The organism is Methylobacterium sp. Leaf104, from assembly GCF_001422885.1.
Classification (GTDB): Bacteria; Pseudomonadota; Alphaproteobacteria; order Rhizobiales; family Beijerinckiaceae; genus Methylobacterium.
In genome coordinates this window covers 368,124-383,507 of record NZ_LMMZ01000001.1, presented here as the reverse complement: position 1 = coordinate 383,507, position 15,384 = coordinate 368,124, and the positions used below count along the sequence as shown (strand labels likewise).

The 15,384-nt window shown below is 68.7% G+C and carries 16 protein-coding genes and 2 pseudogenes; 11 read left to right on the top strand and 7 right to left on the bottom strand.

All coding sequences use genetic code 11. The features are described 5' to 3' along the window. Positions 1-95: 95 nt before the first annotated feature. Positions 96-842, bottom strand: a complete 747-nt coding sequence (locus ASF49_RS01825) for a pirin family protein (protein ID WP_056466754.1) — start codon at positions 840-842, stop codon at positions 96-98. A gap of 109 nt (positions 843-951) precedes the next feature. Here ASF49_RS01825 and ASF49_RS01820 point away from each other — a divergent pair, with 109 nt between their 5' ends. From ASF49_RS01820 to ASF49_RS01790, 7 genes are all read left to right on the top strand, one after another. Further along, positions 952-1,818 (top strand): LysR family transcriptional regulator, encoded by an 867-nt coding sequence (locus ASF49_RS01820; RefSeq protein WP_056466752.1) that lies wholly within the window; start codon positions 952-954, stop codon positions 1,816-1,818. Between the two features lie 174 nt (positions 1,819-1,992). Next, a complete protein-coding gene (locus ASF49_RS01815; RefSeq protein WP_056466749.1) occupies positions 1,993-2,616 on the top strand; it encodes an isochorismatase family protein in 624 nt (207 codons plus the stop codon). Positions 2,617-2,800: 184 nt separating this feature from the next. Then, complete coding sequence (locus ASF49_RS01810) at positions 2,801-3,418, top strand: glutathione S-transferase family protein (protein ID WP_056466746.1); 618 nt, start codon at positions 2,801-2,803, stop codon at positions 3,416-3,418. Positions 3,419-3,476: 58 nt separating this feature from the next. After that, entirely contained in the window at positions 3,477-5,540 is a 2,064-nt protein-coding gene (locus tag ASF49_RS01805) for a 2Fe-2S iron-sulfur cluster-binding protein (protein WP_056466743.1), read from the top strand. 89 nt (positions 5,541-5,629) lie between these two features. Further along, positions 5,630-6,094 (top strand): nuclear transport factor 2 family protein, encoded by a 465-nt coding sequence (locus tag ASF49_RS01800; RefSeq protein WP_056466740.1) that lies wholly within the window; start codon positions 5,630-5,632, stop codon positions 6,092-6,094. A gap of 31 nt (positions 6,095-6,125) precedes the next feature. Then, the gene (locus ASF49_RS01795; RefSeq protein WP_056466737.1) at positions 6,126-6,452 is read left to right on the top strand and encodes a hypothetical protein; all 327 of its coding nucleotides are present in this window, start codon (positions 6,126-6,128) and stop codon (positions 6,450-6,452) included. Positions 6,453-6,571: 119 nt separating this feature from the next. Continuing rightward, positions 6,572-7,462 carry a LysR family transcriptional regulator gene (locus ASF49_RS01790; RefSeq protein WP_056466734.1) on the top strand — a complete coding sequence of 297 codons (891 nt, stop codon included), beginning with the start codon at positions 6,572-6,574 and terminating at the stop codon, positions 7,460-7,462. A 134-nt stretch (positions 7,463-7,596) separates the two neighbouring features. Here ASF49_RS01790 and ASF49_RS01785 read toward each other — a convergent pair whose 3' ends face one another. Further along, the gene (locus ASF49_RS01785) at positions 7,597-8,427 is read right to left on the bottom strand and encodes an oxidoreductase (protein WP_056467930.1); all 831 of its coding nucleotides are present in this window, start codon (positions 8,425-8,427) and stop codon (positions 7,597-7,599) included. A gap of 245 nt (positions 8,428-8,672) precedes the next feature. Here ASF49_RS01785 and tehA point away from each other — a divergent pair, with 245 nt between their 5' ends. From tehA to ASF49_RS24340, 3 genes and pseudogenes are all read left to right on the top strand, one after another. Further along, on the top strand, positions 8,673-9,701 hold the full coding sequence (gene tehA, locus ASF49_RS01780; protein ID WP_082510738.1) for a dicarboxylate transporter/tellurite-resistance protein TehA: 1,029 nt from the start codon (positions 8,673-8,675) through the stop codon (positions 9,699-9,701). A 534-nt stretch (positions 9,702-10,235) separates the two neighbouring features. Further along, positions 10,236-10,802, top strand: coding sequence for a fasciclin domain-containing protein (locus tag ASF49_RS01775; protein WP_056466731.1), 567 nt, complete (start codon positions 10,236-10,238; stop codon positions 10,800-10,802). Between the two features lie 89 nt (positions 10,803-10,891). Continuing rightward, positions 10,892-11,139, top strand: a pseudogene (locus ASF49_RS24340) (hybrid sensor histidine kinase/response regulator); the annotation flags it as partial. 201 nt (positions 11,140-11,340) lie between these two features. On the opposite strand, the pseudogene ASF49_RS01770 reads toward ASF49_RS24340, so the two are convergent. The 3 genes and pseudogenes from ASF49_RS01770 to ASF49_RS01760 all read right to left on the bottom strand — a co-directional run. Next, positions 11,341-11,745, bottom strand: a pseudogene (locus ASF49_RS01770) (GGDEF domain-containing protein); the annotation flags it as partial. 201 nt (positions 11,746-11,946) lie between these two features. Continuing rightward, a complete protein-coding gene (locus tag ASF49_RS01765) occupies positions 11,947-12,690 on the bottom strand; it encodes an SDR family NAD(P)-dependent oxidoreductase (RefSeq protein ID WP_056466726.1) in 744 nt (247 codons plus the stop codon). Positions 12,691-12,733: 43 nt separating this feature from the next. Next, positions 12,734-13,123 (bottom strand): DoxX family protein, encoded by a 390-nt coding sequence (locus tag ASF49_RS01760; RefSeq protein WP_056466724.1) that lies wholly within the window; start codon positions 13,121-13,123, stop codon positions 12,734-12,736. A gap of 153 nt (positions 13,124-13,276) precedes the next feature. Here ASF49_RS01760 and ASF49_RS01755 point away from each other — a divergent pair, with 153 nt between their 5' ends. After that, positions 13,277-13,666: a winged helix-turn-helix transcriptional regulator gene (locus ASF49_RS01755; RefSeq protein WP_056466719.1), complete on the top strand. Its 390-nt coding sequence runs from the start codon at positions 13,277-13,279 to the stop codon at positions 13,664-13,666. 2 nt (positions 13,667-13,668) lie between these two features. On the opposite strand, the gene ASF49_RS01750 is transcribed toward ASF49_RS01755, so the two are convergent. Together ASF49_RS01750 and ASF49_RS01745 are read right to left on the bottom strand one after the other, a co-directional pair. After that, positions 13,669-14,382 (bottom strand): aspartate/glutamate racemase family protein, encoded by a 714-nt coding sequence (locus tag ASF49_RS01750; protein ID WP_056466716.1) that lies wholly within the window; start codon positions 14,380-14,382, stop codon positions 13,669-13,671. Positions 14,383-14,442: 60 nt separating this feature from the next. Further along, positions 14,443-15,345: a LysR family transcriptional regulator gene (locus tag ASF49_RS01745; protein WP_056466713.1), complete on the bottom strand. Its 903-nt coding sequence runs from the start codon at positions 15,343-15,345 to the stop codon at positions 14,443-14,445. Positions 15,346-15,384 lie beyond the last annotated feature (39 nt).

Below are 15,384 nucleotides of genomic sequence, written 5' to 3'. Positions count from 1 at the left end.
CATGCCACCATCCGCTCACTTCACCGGACTGGTTCTCCCTGATCGACGAAGAAGATGCCGATAGGCGGCAAGCGACTTACCGCAGGTCGGGCGGATCACCGAGCAAGTATGTTTCCGCTGAACATGCCACCCCGGAACACCGGCGCACCCGGGTCGGTCGCGAAGAGGACGAGGTCGGCATCGGATCCGGCCCTCACGCTCCCAACGTCCCCGGACAGGTACACCGTCTCGCCCTTCAGCACCGTCAAGCCTCCGATTTCGACGACGCCGCCGAAGACGTGCAGCAGTCGAACCGCATCGGGCGTCGGAAGCGGAGGCAATGGCAGCCCGGAACCAGCCGGGACGTGTGCGTCTGAGACCCAAGCTTGCGCGCGAACCTCCAGCGGCGCGCCCTCAGGTGCCGCGAGGAGACGCCAGGCGCCGCGGCTGACAGCCTCCCCGAACTCGTGGAACTGGACCTTCGGTTCGAGGTCGGACACGCTCGGCCGCAGGAAGATCTGCAACGCCTCGACCGATCCGGAGTCGAGCATCCGCTCCTCGTGCTGGAAGGTGTGGCCGGCACCCATCATCATAAGCCGCGTCGCCGTGATCTCCTCCGTGTTGCCGACTGTGTCCCGGTGCAGCATCCGGCCGGCCCGGACGTAGGTCAGGATCTCGTCGTCGCGGTGTGGGTGCATCCCGATGACGTGCCCCGGTGCCACGGTGGCGCGGTCGATTCGCCCGATGGCGCCCAGGCCGCTGTCCCCGCCTCCAAGGCTCAGCCCAGGGTAGATGACCTCGACGGCGAAGCCCCGGGCCGGATCGCCTTTCCGGTCGCCGCGCTTGAGCTTGGTCGCGTCCATGATCCTATTCCTTTCTCGGTAAGCATCCTTGCCCCGGAACGTATCGTCGTCGTGGGAGGAACGGTATCGTTCGCTTCGGGCAAGCTCCGTCCCGGGAAGCGGAACGCACATGGACGTCGATGACCTGAGGACTTTCGTGGAGGTAGCCGACGCCGGCGGGGTGTCCGCGGCGTCCCGCCGTCTCAACCTGGCGAAATCGATTGTCAGCCGGCGGCTTCTGAGGCTGGAGGCCGAGCTCGGCACCCAGCTCCTCGCCCGCACCACCCGGGGCGCGGCCCTGACCGAGGCGGGCACGACGTTCCGGGAGCACGCCGCGCGGGTCTGCGCGGAGGTGGACGCCGCCATGGAGGCGATCTCCGTCGGCGGCGAGCTCCGTGGCCTCCTGCGGGTCGCCGTGCCCTTCACCTTCGGCCCGACGCACTTCGCTCCGGCCATCGCCGAACTCACCCGACGCCACCCTCAGCTGCAGATCAACTGCCGCTACAGCGACCGCTATGTCGACCTCGTCACCGAAGGCTTCGATTGCGGCATCCGGGTCGGCTACCTGGCGGATTCGAACCTCGTTGCACGCCGCATCGGGTCCTTCTCGGTCCGGCTGTTCGCGAGCCCCGACTACATCGCCAAGCGCGGCGTGCCCGAGACGCCGGAGGACGTGCCCGGACACCCGGCCGTGATGATCGGCACGGAGACCTGGATGTTCAGCGCCGGGGGCAAGTCGTTCACGGTCCGCCCGACGGGCCGCTTTCGAGCGGACAGCGCCGTGGCCATCGCGGAGGCGACGGCCGCCGGCGCGGGCATCACCGCGCTGCCCGACGTCATCGCGGAGCCCTACGTGGCCGCCGGCTCACTGGTGCCGATCATGCCGGGATACGCCCTTCCCTCCATCGGCATGTTCGTCGTGCGGCCGCCCGGGCAGCACCCGTCGCGCAAGGTACAAGCCCTGACAGAGCTGTTGATCGAGCGCCTCGGCCGGTGAGCCGCTTCGGCGTGTCGTGCGTATGTCCGCCCGAGGAGGCGATCCCGTTTTCGGCGTCCCGTATTTAGGGACGCAGAGTGCCTGGAGAGACGGCTAGTGGCGCCGGACACGGGACGGCATCTTCGTGGTGTCAGGCGGCTCCGGAGCGGACCCGCCCCATCAAAGGAAAATGCCATGTCCTACGAGAGATTGACCGCCGAGAACGCCGCCGTGCTCTTCGTCGACCATCAGACGGGGCTCGCCAACGGCGTGCAGACCCAGTCGCCCGCGGACTTCCAGAACAACGTCAAGGCGCTCGTGACCATCGCGCAGGTCTACGGCCTGCCGGCCGTGATCACGACCAGCGCCTCGGACGGCCCGAACGGCCCGATCATGCCGGTCGTGGCACAGGGCCTGCCGAACGCCGCCGTCGTGCACCGGCCCGGCGAGATCAACGCCTTCGACAACGCCGATTTCGCCGCCGCCGTGAAGGCGACCGGCCGCAGGAAGCTCCTGATCGCCGGCATCTCGACGGACGTCTGCGTGGCCTTCGCGGCCCTGTCGGCGAAGGATGCCGGCTACGAGGTCTACGCGGTCGTCGACGCCTCCGGCACCTGGAGCAAGCTCGTCGAGGACGCGGCCATAACCCGGATGGTCCAGGCCGGCATCGTTCCGATCAACTGGGTCGCGGTCGGCGCCGAGCTTCTGGCGCATTGGCAGTCCGCCACCGGCGAGGCGCACGCCAAGCTAATGGGCGGCCACCTTCCCTTCGCCGGCAACAACTACGCCGGCTTCCTGGCTGCGAAGGGGCAGGCGTAACGGTCTGGAGGGGCCGGACACCGACCGCACGGTGATGACCGGCTCCCCCCCCCCCCAACCTGGATTATTCCACTCCAGACAACAATGAACTGCCAAGGGCGAGCATTCTCGCCGTGCTTCCACCGGGGCACCTTGTCCCTGCGGTTCGGGGCTTCACCCGGGCCGGCAAACAGGGAACGCGGTCATGAAGCTCTACCACCATCCCCTCTCGGGCCACGCGCACCGGGCGCGCCTGTTCCTCTCGCTGCTCGGCGTGCCCCACGAGGCCATCGAGGTCGACCTGAAGGCCGGTGCGCACAAGCGGCCCGAGTTCCTGGCCCTCAACCCGTTCGGGCAGGTCCCGGTCCTCGACGACGACGGCACCGTCATCTCCGATTCGAATGCCATCCTCGTCTACGTGGCGCGCAAGCTCGGGCGGACCGACTGGCTGCCGGAGGATGCGGCGGGCGAGGCCGCCGTGCAGCGCTGGCTTTCGGTGGCGGCGGGCGAACTCGCCTACGGCCCGGCCGCCGCGCGGCTCGTGACCGTGTTCGGCGCCAAGTTCAACCCGGAGGAGGTGATCGGTCGGGCGCACACGCTGCTCGGTCGCGTGGAGGCACATCTCACCGGGCGTGATTGGCTGGTCGGCGAGCGCCCCACCATCGCGGACATCGCGCTCTACAGCTACCTGGCGCGCGCGCCCGAAGGCAACGTCGACCTGTCTGGCTACCCCACCGTCAACGCGTACCTTCGCCGGATCGAGGCCCTGCCGGGCTTCGTCCCGTTCGTCCAGACGCCGGCAGGCCTCAACGCCGCCGCGTGACCGCGCGGGTCCGGGCGCACCGCTGGGTGCGCCCGACCGGAATGGATGGGAGAGCACCATGAGCGACGGTACGACGATGACGAAGCTCTCGACCTGGCACCCGGGCGAGACGGCCATCCAGCAGCAGGTTGGCGTCGCCGAGCGCATGGAGGACGTGGGCCGGCGCGTCGTGCGCGCGTTCATGCCCGACCAGCACCGCGCCTTCTACGAGCAGGTCCCCTTCATCGTGGCCGGCACCGTCGACCCGCAGGGCGACGCCTGGGCGACCCTGATCGCGGGGGCTCCCGGCTTCATCGGCTCCCCCGGCCCGACGGCCCTGGAAATCGCGGCCCGCCCCGACCCGAGCGACCCGGCGAGCGCGGGCCTGCGCGACGGCGACGCGCTCGGCCTCCTCGGGATCGAGCTGCACACCCGCCGCCGCAACCGCGTCAACGGCCTAATCCGTTCGATGTCGGACGGCGTCATACGCTTCGCCGTCGACCAGAGCTTCGGCAACTGTCCCCAGTACATCCAACTGCGCGACCTCACCTTCGTCCGCGACCCGCAGCTGCCCTTCCCGGGCTCCGTCGAGGAGAGCGCCATGCTCGACGCCGGTGCGCGCGCCATGATCGAGGCCGCCGACACCTTCTTCGTCGCCTCCTACGCCGAGCGCGACGACCGCCGCCAGGTCGACGTCTCGCACCGGGGCGGCAAGGAGGGCTTCGTCCGGGTCGCCGCCGACGGCACGCTCACCATCCCCGACTTCGCCGGCAACCTCTTCTTCGCCACCCTCGGCAACATCCTCCTGAACGGCAAGGCCGGCCTCGTCTTCGCCGACTTCGAGACTGGCGATCTCCTGCAGATGACCGGCGACGCCGAGGTCATCTTGTCCTCGCCCGAGATCGCCGCCTTCCAGGGCGCCGAGCGGCTCTGGACGTTCCGGCCCCGCCGGGTCGTGTGGCGGCGGGGCGCGCTGCCCCTGCGCTGGTCCTTTCGGGCAGATGGCTGGTCGCCGAACTCCCTGATGACCGGCGACTGGCGCGAGGCCGCCGACCGGCTCCGGGCCGCGGAACTGGCGACGCAATGGCGTCCGTTCACGGTCACGAGGATCGTCGACGAGAGCCGCGCGATCCGCTCCTTCCATCTCCAGCCTACGGACGGGTCCGGGCTCATCCCGCACCAGGCGGGGCAGCACCTGCCCATCCGCGTGGCGCTCCCCGGCGCGGACAAGCCGGTCATCCGCACCTACACGCTGTCCGTCGCGCCCTCGGACGCGGTCTACCGCATCAGCGTCAAGCGCGACGGCGCCGTGTCCGGGCACCTCCACGACACGCTGCGGGTCGGGGACGTGGTCGAGGCGCGGGCGCCGGCCGGCGGCTTCACCATCGACGCCCGCGCCAAGCGGCCGGCCGTGCTGCTTGCCGGCGGCATCGGCATCACGCCGCTCCTCGCGATGCTGCGCCACGTCGTCTACGAGGGCCTGCGCACCCGGGGCATCCGGCCGACCACCCTGATCCAGGCGGCCCGCTCCAAGGAGGAGCGTCCGTTCGACCGGGAAGTGGCTGAGCTCGTGGGTGCGGCCCAGGGCGCGGTGAAGGTCGTGCGGGTGCTGAGCGCGCCCGGGGATGCCGTGGAAGGCGTCGACTACGACGTCGCCGGCCGGATCGACGTGGCGCTGCTCGCCCACGTGCTGCCGTTCGGCGACTACGACTTCTACCTCTGCGGTCCGACCGCCTTCACGCAGGCGCTCTACGACGGGCTGCGCGGCTTGAACGTCGACGACGACCGCATCCACGCCGAGACCTTCGGCCCCTCGTCGCTCATCCGGAGCGTGCCTGCCGATGCCGAGGCGGCCAAGCTGCCGCCTGCCTCGACGGAGCCGGTCCCGGTCGCCTTCCTGAATTCTTCGAAGGAGGCGCGCTGGACGCCCGAAGCCGGAACGCTGCTCGAACTCGCCGAGGCGCGTGGCCTCAGCCCGGAGTTCAGTTGCCGGACCGGAACCTGCGGCACTTGCAGGACCAAGCTTCTGAAAGGCGCCGTCACCTACGCGAAGGCGCCCACGGCCCCCCACGCGGACGACGAGGCGCTGATCTGCTCGGCCGCCCCGGCCGAGGGCAGCGGCCCCGTCCACCTCGCCCTCTGACCTGCGTCGATGGTCGAGGGTCCCACCCCGCCGACCCACCGACCGTCCGCGCGATGCGTGTTCACCCCCCAAACCCTGAGGAAAAGCCGATGTCCCGTCCCCCGCTGCCGCCATTCACCGAGGAGAGCGCCATCGAGAAGGTCCGCCTCGCCGAGGACGGCTGGAACAGCCGCGACCCCGCCAAGGTCGCCCTGGCCTACACGACCGACACCCGCTGGCGGAACAGGGCCGAGTTCGTGCGGAGCCGCGAGGAGGCCGAGGCCTTCCTGACGCGCAAGTGGAACCGTGAGCTCGACTACCGCCTGATCAAGGAGCTCTGGGCCTTCACCGGCAACCGCATCGCGGTGCGCTACGCCTACGAGTACCGCGACGACAGCGGGCAGTGGTTCCGGGCCTACGGCAACGAGAACTGGGAGTTTGCCGAGGACGGGCTGATGCGGGCCCGCCACGCCAGCATCAACGAGCACCCGATCCGGGAGGAGGACCGCAAGTTCCGCTGGCCGCTCGGGCGCCGGCCGGACGACCATCCGGGCCTCAGCCACTTCGGCTTCTGAACCGATCCCCCGAAACCCCGGGAGCGCCGCCATGGCTTCCTTCACCGTGGACGGGCGTGTGCGCCTGTCCATCGCGCTCGTCCTGGCCGACGGCGGTCGTGGCCCGCCCGTTCCGGCGCGGTGGGAATCGGAGGCCCGGACGCTCGGGATGTGCCGCGCCGAGATCGACGCCGCGCGCCGGGGCCGGAGCTTCGACCTGCGCACGTCGCGGGCGCTGTCCCTGGCCCTGGCGGCGGTCGCGCGTGACGGCGGACGCCTGTCACAGGAGCGTGGGCAGGCCGTGCGGTCGGGCATCCCCACCGAGGTTTGCCGCGAGATCGAGAGCCTGGCCGAAGACCTCGCGGGCGCCGCAAGCTAGCCGGCGCGGGCCCGACGCGTCGTTCACCATCCCAAGACGGCCTGGCCACGCGCTGGCACGAACAGCTGTATTCGTCGTGGCTACGATGGGCGGGCCACCGGGGACGGGGGAGCAGGACCATGGACCGTTGGCAGGCCATGCGCATCTTCGCGAAAGTCGCGGAGACGGCGAGCTTCGCCGAGACCGCGCGCCTCATGCACATGAGCCCGCCGGCCGTGACGCGGGCCGTCGCCGCGCTGGAGGAGACCATCGGCGGCCGCCTGTTCGTCCGCACCACGCGCTCCGTGAAGCTCACGGAGGCCGGGGGGCGCTACTACGAGGATTGCCGGCGCATCCTGGCCGACATCGTCGAGGCCGAGGCCGCCGCCGCGGGCTCCTACGCGACGCCCTCCGGCACTCTCGCGGTCACGGCGTCGGTCCTGTTCGGCCACATGCACGTGCTGCCCGTCGTGACCGACTACCTCGACGCCTACCCCACCATGGCGGCGCGGACGCTGTTCGTGGACCGGCAGGTGAACATCGTCGAGGAGGGCATCGACGTCGCCGTCCGCATCGGCCACCTGTCTGATTCCGGCTTCACGGCCGCCAGGGTCGGCTCCGTGCGCCGCGTCGTCTGCGGCTCGCCGGCCTACTTCGAAAAGCACGGCGTCCCGCAGTCCCCGCAGGACCTGCGGGACCACCGCGTCGCCATGTCGACGGGTGCCTGGGCGTCGACGGAATGGCGGTTCGCGCAGGACCAGCGCGTGACGGTCCATCCGGCCCTGATGAGCAACACGAACGAGGCCGGCATCGCCGCGGCCTTGGCGGGCTGGGGCCTGACGCGGGTGCTGCACTACCAGATCGGCTCCGCCTTGCTCGAAGGCCGCCTGCAGGTCGTGTTGGCCGACTATGAGGAAGAGCCGCTGCCTATCCACGTGGTCTACCCCGAGGGGCGGCAGGCGCCCGCGAAGGTCAGGACCTTCGTCGACCTGGCCGTGGCACGGCTACGGGCCAACCGCCTGCTCAACTGAGCGGGAACAAGGTCGTCGCAGAGCGCCATCGGTCCCGGTGGATGTGACCCAGCCCTCCCGAGGTCGAGGCCGCCCCGAGCGGACCGCAGCATGCTGGCCGTCCCGCATGAGGTTCCTTTACGCGGAAAGCGATCTCAAGCCGCGAAGTCGGTCGAGACGCTGACGTGGCGCCATGCGCGCAGTTCCGCGAGCCGGGCCTCGTCGCTCGCCTCGGCGCGCGCGTAGGCGTCGCTCCCGAGCACGAGACGCAAGGGCGGGACTTTGGCAGAGGCCACGGCCATCATCGCCTGGGCGGCCCGCTCCGGGTCGCCGGGCTGCTTCCCGTCGTAGGCCCGCTGCATGGCAGCGACCTTGCCGACAGTCTCGGCGTAGGCCGGGTTCCCCTCCGCGATCCGCGTGGACAAGCCCGCGAAGTCGGTGCGGAAGCCGCCAGGCTCCACGATTGTCACATGCACGCCGAAGGCCCTCATCTCGACGGCGAGGACCTCCGAGAAGCCCTCGACGCCGAATTTCGCGGCCGAATACGGGCCACGACCGGTCGCGCCGACGCGCCCCCCGATGGACGAGACCTGCAGGAAATGGCCGCGGCTCTGTGTCCGGAACAGCGGGATGGCCGCCCTGGTCACGTTGATGACCCCGAACAGGTTCGTCTCGACCTGTGCCCGGAACGAGGCGAGGTCGGTGTCCTCGATGGGCGCGACGTCGCCGTAGCCGGCGTTGTTGACGACGACGTCGAGCCCGCCGAACCGCTTCGCGGCGGCCTCGACCGCGCGGCGCGCGGCCGCCTCGTCGGTGACGTCGAGGGGCAGCGCGAGGACGCGCTCGCCACCCGCATCGACGAGGTCGGCGAGCGTGGCGGGGTCGCGCGCCGTCACGCAAAGCCGCTCGCCCGCGGCGACGACCGCATCGGCCAACGCGCGGCCAAGCCCGCGCGACGAGCCTGTGACGAACCAAGTCCTATCCATCTTCACCACCACTGAACTTCGCCTTCGATGGATGCGAGATCGGTTGAGGGCCGGCATCGCTCAAGCGCCGCGGTGCGAACCTCTCCATTGCCGAGAGCGGAATAATAGTCCGGCTCGAAGTCCGTTATTCACCGGGCAGAGAAGTGGTGATCGGCGCGACCGTTCGCCGGTCTGCTTCAGCAACTTGGCCGGTTATCGGACATCGTCTGACCTAACGCGGCACCTGATCTCGCAGGAGAAGCGCCATGAACACGGTCTCGCTCGTCGCCAGTCCACGCCACCCGTTCGGACAACGCCTGAGAGAGGTCGCGGCGAACACGCCGGCCGCGTACTTCGGCATTGTGCTGGGACTATCCGGCCTCGGCGGCGCTTGGCGCGCCGCGGCGCTCGCGTGGCACCTTCCCCCGCTCATCGGAGAGGCGGTCTACGCCTTCGCCGCAACGGTCTGGGCCGTACTCGTCCTGCTCTACGCCCTCAAGGCCATCCTCGCATCGGACAAGCTTGCGGCCGAGGCCGCCCACGCGATCCAGTGTTGCTTCATCGGCCTGGCCGGCGTGGCGACCATGCTCGTCGCGGGCGGGCTTCTGCCCCATTCGGCCGGTGCCGGCACCGCACTCTTCGCCCTCGGCTTTCTCTTCACGCTCGGCTTCGCCGTCTGGCGGACGGGTGGGCTCTGGCAGGGCGGGCGGGATCCCGGCACGACGACGGCGGTGCTGTACCTCCCCACCGTCGCCGGCAGCTTCGTCTCGGCGACGATGGCGGCGGCGCTGGGTCACCAGGATTGGGGGCAGCTCGCGTTCGGCGCCGGCCTGTTCTCATGGCTCGCGATGGAGTCCGTTCTGCTTCACCGCTTGCTCACCGGGATCGAAACGCCTGTCGCAATGCGACCGACCCTGGGCATTCAGTTGGCCCCGGCACCGGTTGGGGCAGTGGCCTACCTTTCGGTTGGCGGAGGGACGCCTGACGTCTTCGCACACGCCTTGATCGGCTACGGCCTCCTCCAGGTCCTGGTGCTGGCCCGGCTCTCGCCCTGGATCGCGAAGGCCGGCGCCGTGCCTGGGCTATGGGCTTTCAGCTTCGGCGCGACGGCCCTCGCGGGGGCTCTGCTCCGCCTAGTCGCCCGCGGGGATACCGGTGCGGTCACCGCCATTGCCCCCCTGGTGTTCGTCGTCGCGAACGGCCTCGTCATCGGCCTTGCGGTCATGACCGTGTGGCTCCTGGCGCGCGGGAGCATGTTCGCGGCACCCTTGGCGTCCGTCACAGCGCGGAAATGACCACGGCCGACCTCAGGTACCCCGTCCGAGACGGACGACCAAAGCGCTAGCCGTTTGCCAAGCTCCCTGCGGGCGTCACATACGGTAAGTCGCGCTCAAGCAACCGTCCACGCCCCCCGGCGGCTGTTCGTAGAGCATGTCGTGTCCCATTAAACGCGGGGATCGCACGCTTTCAGTTAGGCGCTGCCGTCACCAAACAGTTCCAGTTCGGCACGACCCCGATATCGTCGACCTCGCGGGAAATGGATTGAAGAGAGCACTGGGCTTCTCATTCAGAGTCGCCGATAGCCCTCAGTCCCTATCGAGCGTCCGATCTGACAAGGCCTCCGTGTCACGGCTATGGCAGCGCCAACGATATCGCCCCCAAGCGGACCACGCCGATTTTCCCCTTGGTGCTGGGGCAAACAGTGAAAAAGAAGCGTCGAGGAATTCTGTCGGCGCCTGTGATTGTTTTGAAACTTCTCTTCGTAGAAGGGCGTAGCGAGCGATGACCCCGCATGACGGGGTCGGAACTCGGAGATACGCATGACTCGCATGTTCAAGGTCGCAAGCCTCACCGTCGCCATGGCGCTCACGGGCGTCGGCGCGTTTGGCTCAGCGGCCCAGGCGGCGGAAGAGAAGACGGTGATGGTCGGTGGGGCGCCGATGTACCCGTCGAAGACCATCGTCGAGAACGCGGTCAATTCGAAGGACCACACCACCCTGGTCGCAGCCGTCAAGGCTGCCGGCCTCGTTGACACGCTCTCTGGCAAGGGTCCGTTCACCGTGTTCGCGCCGACCAACGCCGCCTTCGCCAAGCTCCCGGCCGGCACGGTCGACACGCTGGTCAAGCCGGAGAACAAGGCCACGCTGACCAAGATCCTGACCTACCACGTGGTGGCCGGCACGATGACGGCGGCCGATCTCCAGAAGGCGATCAAGGCCGGCGGTGGAAAGGCCATGCTGAAGACGGTCGAGGGCGGCAGCCTCACCGCCGAGGAGAAGGGTGGCAAGATCGAGCTCGTCGACGGAAAGGGTGGCATGTCGACCGTCACCATCGCGGACGTGATGCAGTCGAACGGCGTTATCCACGTCGTCGACACCGTCCTGATGCCGAAGTAGCCTTTCGCAAGGCCGCGCCAGGCTGCCCGGACCTCGTCCGGGCAGCCTCATCAACCGCGCTGTCGCGTTGAGGGAGCTAGCGTCCTTGAGTGCAGTCCGACGTCCGAATTGATCTGCAGGTGCCCGACATCGGACTTCCTGGAGGTTGGAGCGGGCGGCAGATAGCGGATGCCGGGCGGTAGCGGCGTCCCGGCCTGAAGCTGCTCTTCATCACCGGCTACGCCGAGAACGCAGTGCTCTGGACGGCTACCTGTCGCGCGGCATGCAGGTCCTGACCAAACCGTTCGTGTTGGAGACGCTCGCAACCCGGATTTGGGATCTCATCTTGGGGACGTAGCCCCATTTTCAGCTATGCTTTCCGCCATCGCAATCCAGTCCGAGCGATCCGCTGCCGGTCACGCCCGGACACTGGCATTCGGTCGGCGTTGCCCGGTCAGGATGCCACCACCTCGCGGTTGGCGACGATCCGAAGCGAGCTCACTGGCTCTATGCCCCGGCCGGATTGCTCCGTTCTGTTCCGCCCCTTGGCTTTCGCCACTTAAAGCGCCTCGTCGGCATGTCGATAGAGATCCGCTTCCTTCTCATCGCAGTCACTCATCTCCGCTATGCCGATGCTCACGGTCACCGCTCCCGCCCCAATGCCGGCGGAAGCGACGCCGAGTCCCGCGATCCGAGCGTGCACCTCCTTCGCGACGTGTAGTGCCCCCGGCCCGTCAGTGTCGGGTAGCAGCAGGCCGAATTCCTCCCCTCCTACCCGAGCCACGAGGTCGTTCGGCCGGTGCACGCTACCTGCGAGGCACTGCGCGAGCCCCTTCAGCATCGCGTCGCCGACGGCATGGCCATAGCGGTCGTTGTACCGCTTGAAGTAGTCGGCATCGACGATCGGGAGCGACAACGGCTTGCCGGTGCGTCGCGAGCTTTTCCAGGCATGGGCAAGGACCTCGTCGAATTGCTGGAGGTCCGGCGAACGACCGTTTTGGAGAAACGCAAACGGCGATCTAGGCGACTGGGTTGGGTCGAGACCCGTCCGTCCGTTTTACGACCGGGTTGGGTGGGTTTGAGACCGTCCGCTTCTGGTCGGCCAAGGCATCGAAGCGGACGCTGGTAAAGTCGGCAGGATCGGTGACCCTTGAGGACATTGATCTCAGCGTGCACTGTCGATGATCATGCCGCCGTCCGGCGTGAGTGTGTAGCCGGTCAGGAACTGCGCATCCTTGCTCGCGAGGAACAGGACCACGGGGGCGATGTCCTCCTCCGGCGAACCGTAGCGACCGAGGGGATTGGTCGGGGGCGGCACGTTGGCCTCGGCTCCCCAGGTCTCCGCGACGGGCAGGACGTTGTTCACGGTGATCTTATCGGCACCCCATTCGCGCGCGGCCGTCCGCGTCAGGGCGCGCACCGCCTCCTTGGCCATGTTGTAGGGGCCCATGCCGGCGAGGCCGGAGATGCCGGCCATCGACCCGAAGTTGATGACGCGCCCTTCGCCGCTCGCCTTGAGATGGGGGTGGCAGGCCTGCATGGTCCGCAGGTAGGCGATAGGCCCCATCTCGAAGTTGCGCTGCAGTTGCTCCACCGAGAGGTCGATGATCGAGGAGTACGGCGCGGAGGGGTCGAATGCGTTGTTCACGAGGATGTCGATCCGGCCATAGGCGGCGACGACCTTGGCGACGCCTGCCTCGATCTGCCCGGCGTCTCCGAGGTCGCAGACGACGCCGAGGGCGGTGCCACCGGCGGCCTCGATGTCGGCGACCACGGCATCGACGTTGGCTGCGGTGCGCGAGAGGACCGCGACCGTCGCGCCTTCCGCCGCGAACAGCTTGGCGGTGGCACGGCCGATGCCGCGGCCGGCGCCGGTCACGAGGGCGATCTTTCCATCGAGTCGGTTCATGGGATGCTCCTTGGGTTTCGTCGCGTGCGAGGTCGCCGGGGCGTCAGAAGGCGGCCGCGAGGGGGTACGGCGACGGGATGGCGCGGGCGGTGTTCTGGGTGGTGAAGGAAGCGGCCAGCAGGACGAGCCCGATCACGGCGGGAAGCGCCCCGAGGGGCTTGCGGACGCCGAGATGGGCGAGGCCGGACAGCACGAGGTGATAGAACAGGCCGGCATAGGCGAGGTCGCTGAGCGACACGCTGAACCGGGACAGGATCACGGCCGGGCCGGCGATCTTCACGACGGCCATGAAGGGCACGAGGTAGGCGGGGTAGCCGAGGTCGGCGAGCGCCTGCCGGGTCCAGGTTCCCTTGGTGACGTAGAGGAAAGCGGAGGTCAGGTAGAGCAGGCACAGCAATGCGGTGCTGGCCCAGTAAATGGTGACTTCAGACATGGCTCATCCATTCCTGCCGCGGGGGGCGGCAAGGCTTTCGGCATCGACGGGATCGTTTGGAAAACCCGGTTTTCGGTTGCGCGATTGAAGCGCCAACCGAAAATGTCAGCTAAGATGGATGCCGACAAGTAGGATGAATTTCTGGTGGCTAGTATGGAAAGCCAGACCATGCCTGGCGAGGCGGTCAACATGCACGAGGAGATGCGGCGCGCCTTCGCGCTGCTCTCGGGCAAGTGGAAGCTGGAGATCATGTGGCTGCTCAACCAGCGGGTCCACCGCTTCGGGGAGCTTCGCAAGGCCATCCCCGGCATCACCCAGCACATGCTGACGGCGCAGTTGCGGGAGCTGGAAGCCGACGGCCTGGTGGACCGCACCGTGTTCGCGGAGGTGCCGCCGCGAGTCGAGTACGCGATCACGGAGAAGGCGCGTGGGCTCGGTCCGACCATGGAGGCGCTGGACGCTTGGTGGCGGACCTACGGAAGCAGCCTGCCGCAACGACCGACATCGCGCGGCCGGAAGAAGGCGGCCGGCGACGCGGGTTGAAGTCAGGCCGCGATGGCGAGCGCAGGGACCTGGGCATCGGCCATGCAGACACGGACGCAGGCCTGGGCCAGCGCGTCGGTCGCATCCAGCAGCGCGTCGCCTAGTGGCCCCTCGACGGAGGCCAGCGCCACCGGGATCTCGGTGCAGGCCATGACGACCCGGTTGCAGCCCGCCGCGATCAACGCCTCGGCCTGGGTTCGCAGGATCGTGCGTGCCTCCATCGGGTATCCGGCCTTCACCAGGCGGATCGCCCGCATGACCTCGGCCTGCCCGGTTGCATTCGGGACCTGGCAGGCGAACCCGCGCTCGGCCAATCGCGTACCGTAGATCCCGGCGCGGATCGTACCATCGGTCGCCAGCACCCCGACCCGGCATCCCGCCTCGCCCGCCAGTGTTTCCGCCACCGCGTCCACGATGTGCAGGACGGGAACGGACGTCTCCGCCTGCAGTGCGGTGTGCCAGTGATGCGCGGTGTTGCAGGGGACCGCGATGCGGGTCGCGCCGGCCGCCTCAAGCCGCCGCAGGGCATCGCGCATCGCGGGTAGGGGATCGGTGCCTTCGCCGAGGATCGCGGCCGTGCGGTCGGGAATGTTGGCGGCGGAGCACACGACCATCTCGATGTGGTCCTGGTCGCAGGCGGCCGGCGTGTTCCGGACGACCTTGCCCATGAAGTCGACGGTCGCCATCGGACCCATCCCACCAAGCACACCGAGCATCGCCGCCTCCTGTTGTGCGGGCACGATGCGTCTCGGTCGGAGCCTGCGTCCAATGCCGTCTTAGACAGGCATATTCCGATCCTGCATAGTTGAGGTGTCCAGCGTCTCGGCGGCCTGCCAGACGGCGGCCACGGAGGACCGTCGGTGCGCGGCGTTGCGATAGAGCCGGATCTCCAGGGGCACGGCCTCGCCCATGGCGACCAGCCTGCCCTCGGCCAAGTCGGTCACGACGAGGCTGCCGGGGAGCCAGGCCAACCCGTGTCCTTCCAGCACCATGAACCTCAACGCCTCGGCCATGGCGTTCTCGTTGGTGTGCGAGACCGTGGCGGGAGGCCCACTCGACGCCGCCTGCGCCAGTGTCGCCACCCGTCCGAGGAAGGAGTTCTGCGAATACCCCAACAGCGGCAGGGATGCCTCGTCGGCCACCGGGGACGCGCTTCGGACGGGCACCATGCTGTCCTTACCTACGACGAGGTGTGGGAACAGCGTCGGATCGAGCGGGTTCGGCACGCTTGGATGGTGGAAGGTCAGCAGGAAGTCGTAACCGCCCTCGACGAGCGCCTGCACGCAGGCGTGGAAGTCGTCGGGCAGGAGCCGGCTGCCCAAGGGGCCTGTCTGCGCCTCGATCCGGCGCAACCAGGCTGGGAAGAAGCTCAGGGCGAGGGTGTGGAGGGCCGCAACCGCGACGCTCTGGTTGCTCGGCCTCGCGCTGGCCCGCAGAGCCGAGCGGCTGCCGTGGAGCATGCGCACGGTCTCCTCAGCGTTCTCGCGGAACTCCCGCCCCGCGGTGGTCAGCGTGGTCGGATAGGTGCTGCGGTCGATCAGCGGCACGCCGAGCCAGGCCTCCAGGGCCTGGATGCGGCGGCTGAAGGCGGATTGCGTGACGTGCCGTTCCTCGGCGGAGCGCGAGAAGCTGCCGGTGCGTGCGAGGCTGACGAAGTCCTCAAGCCATTTCAGTTCCATGATGGACCGAGACTAGGCGAGGACTGGGTTGACGCCAAC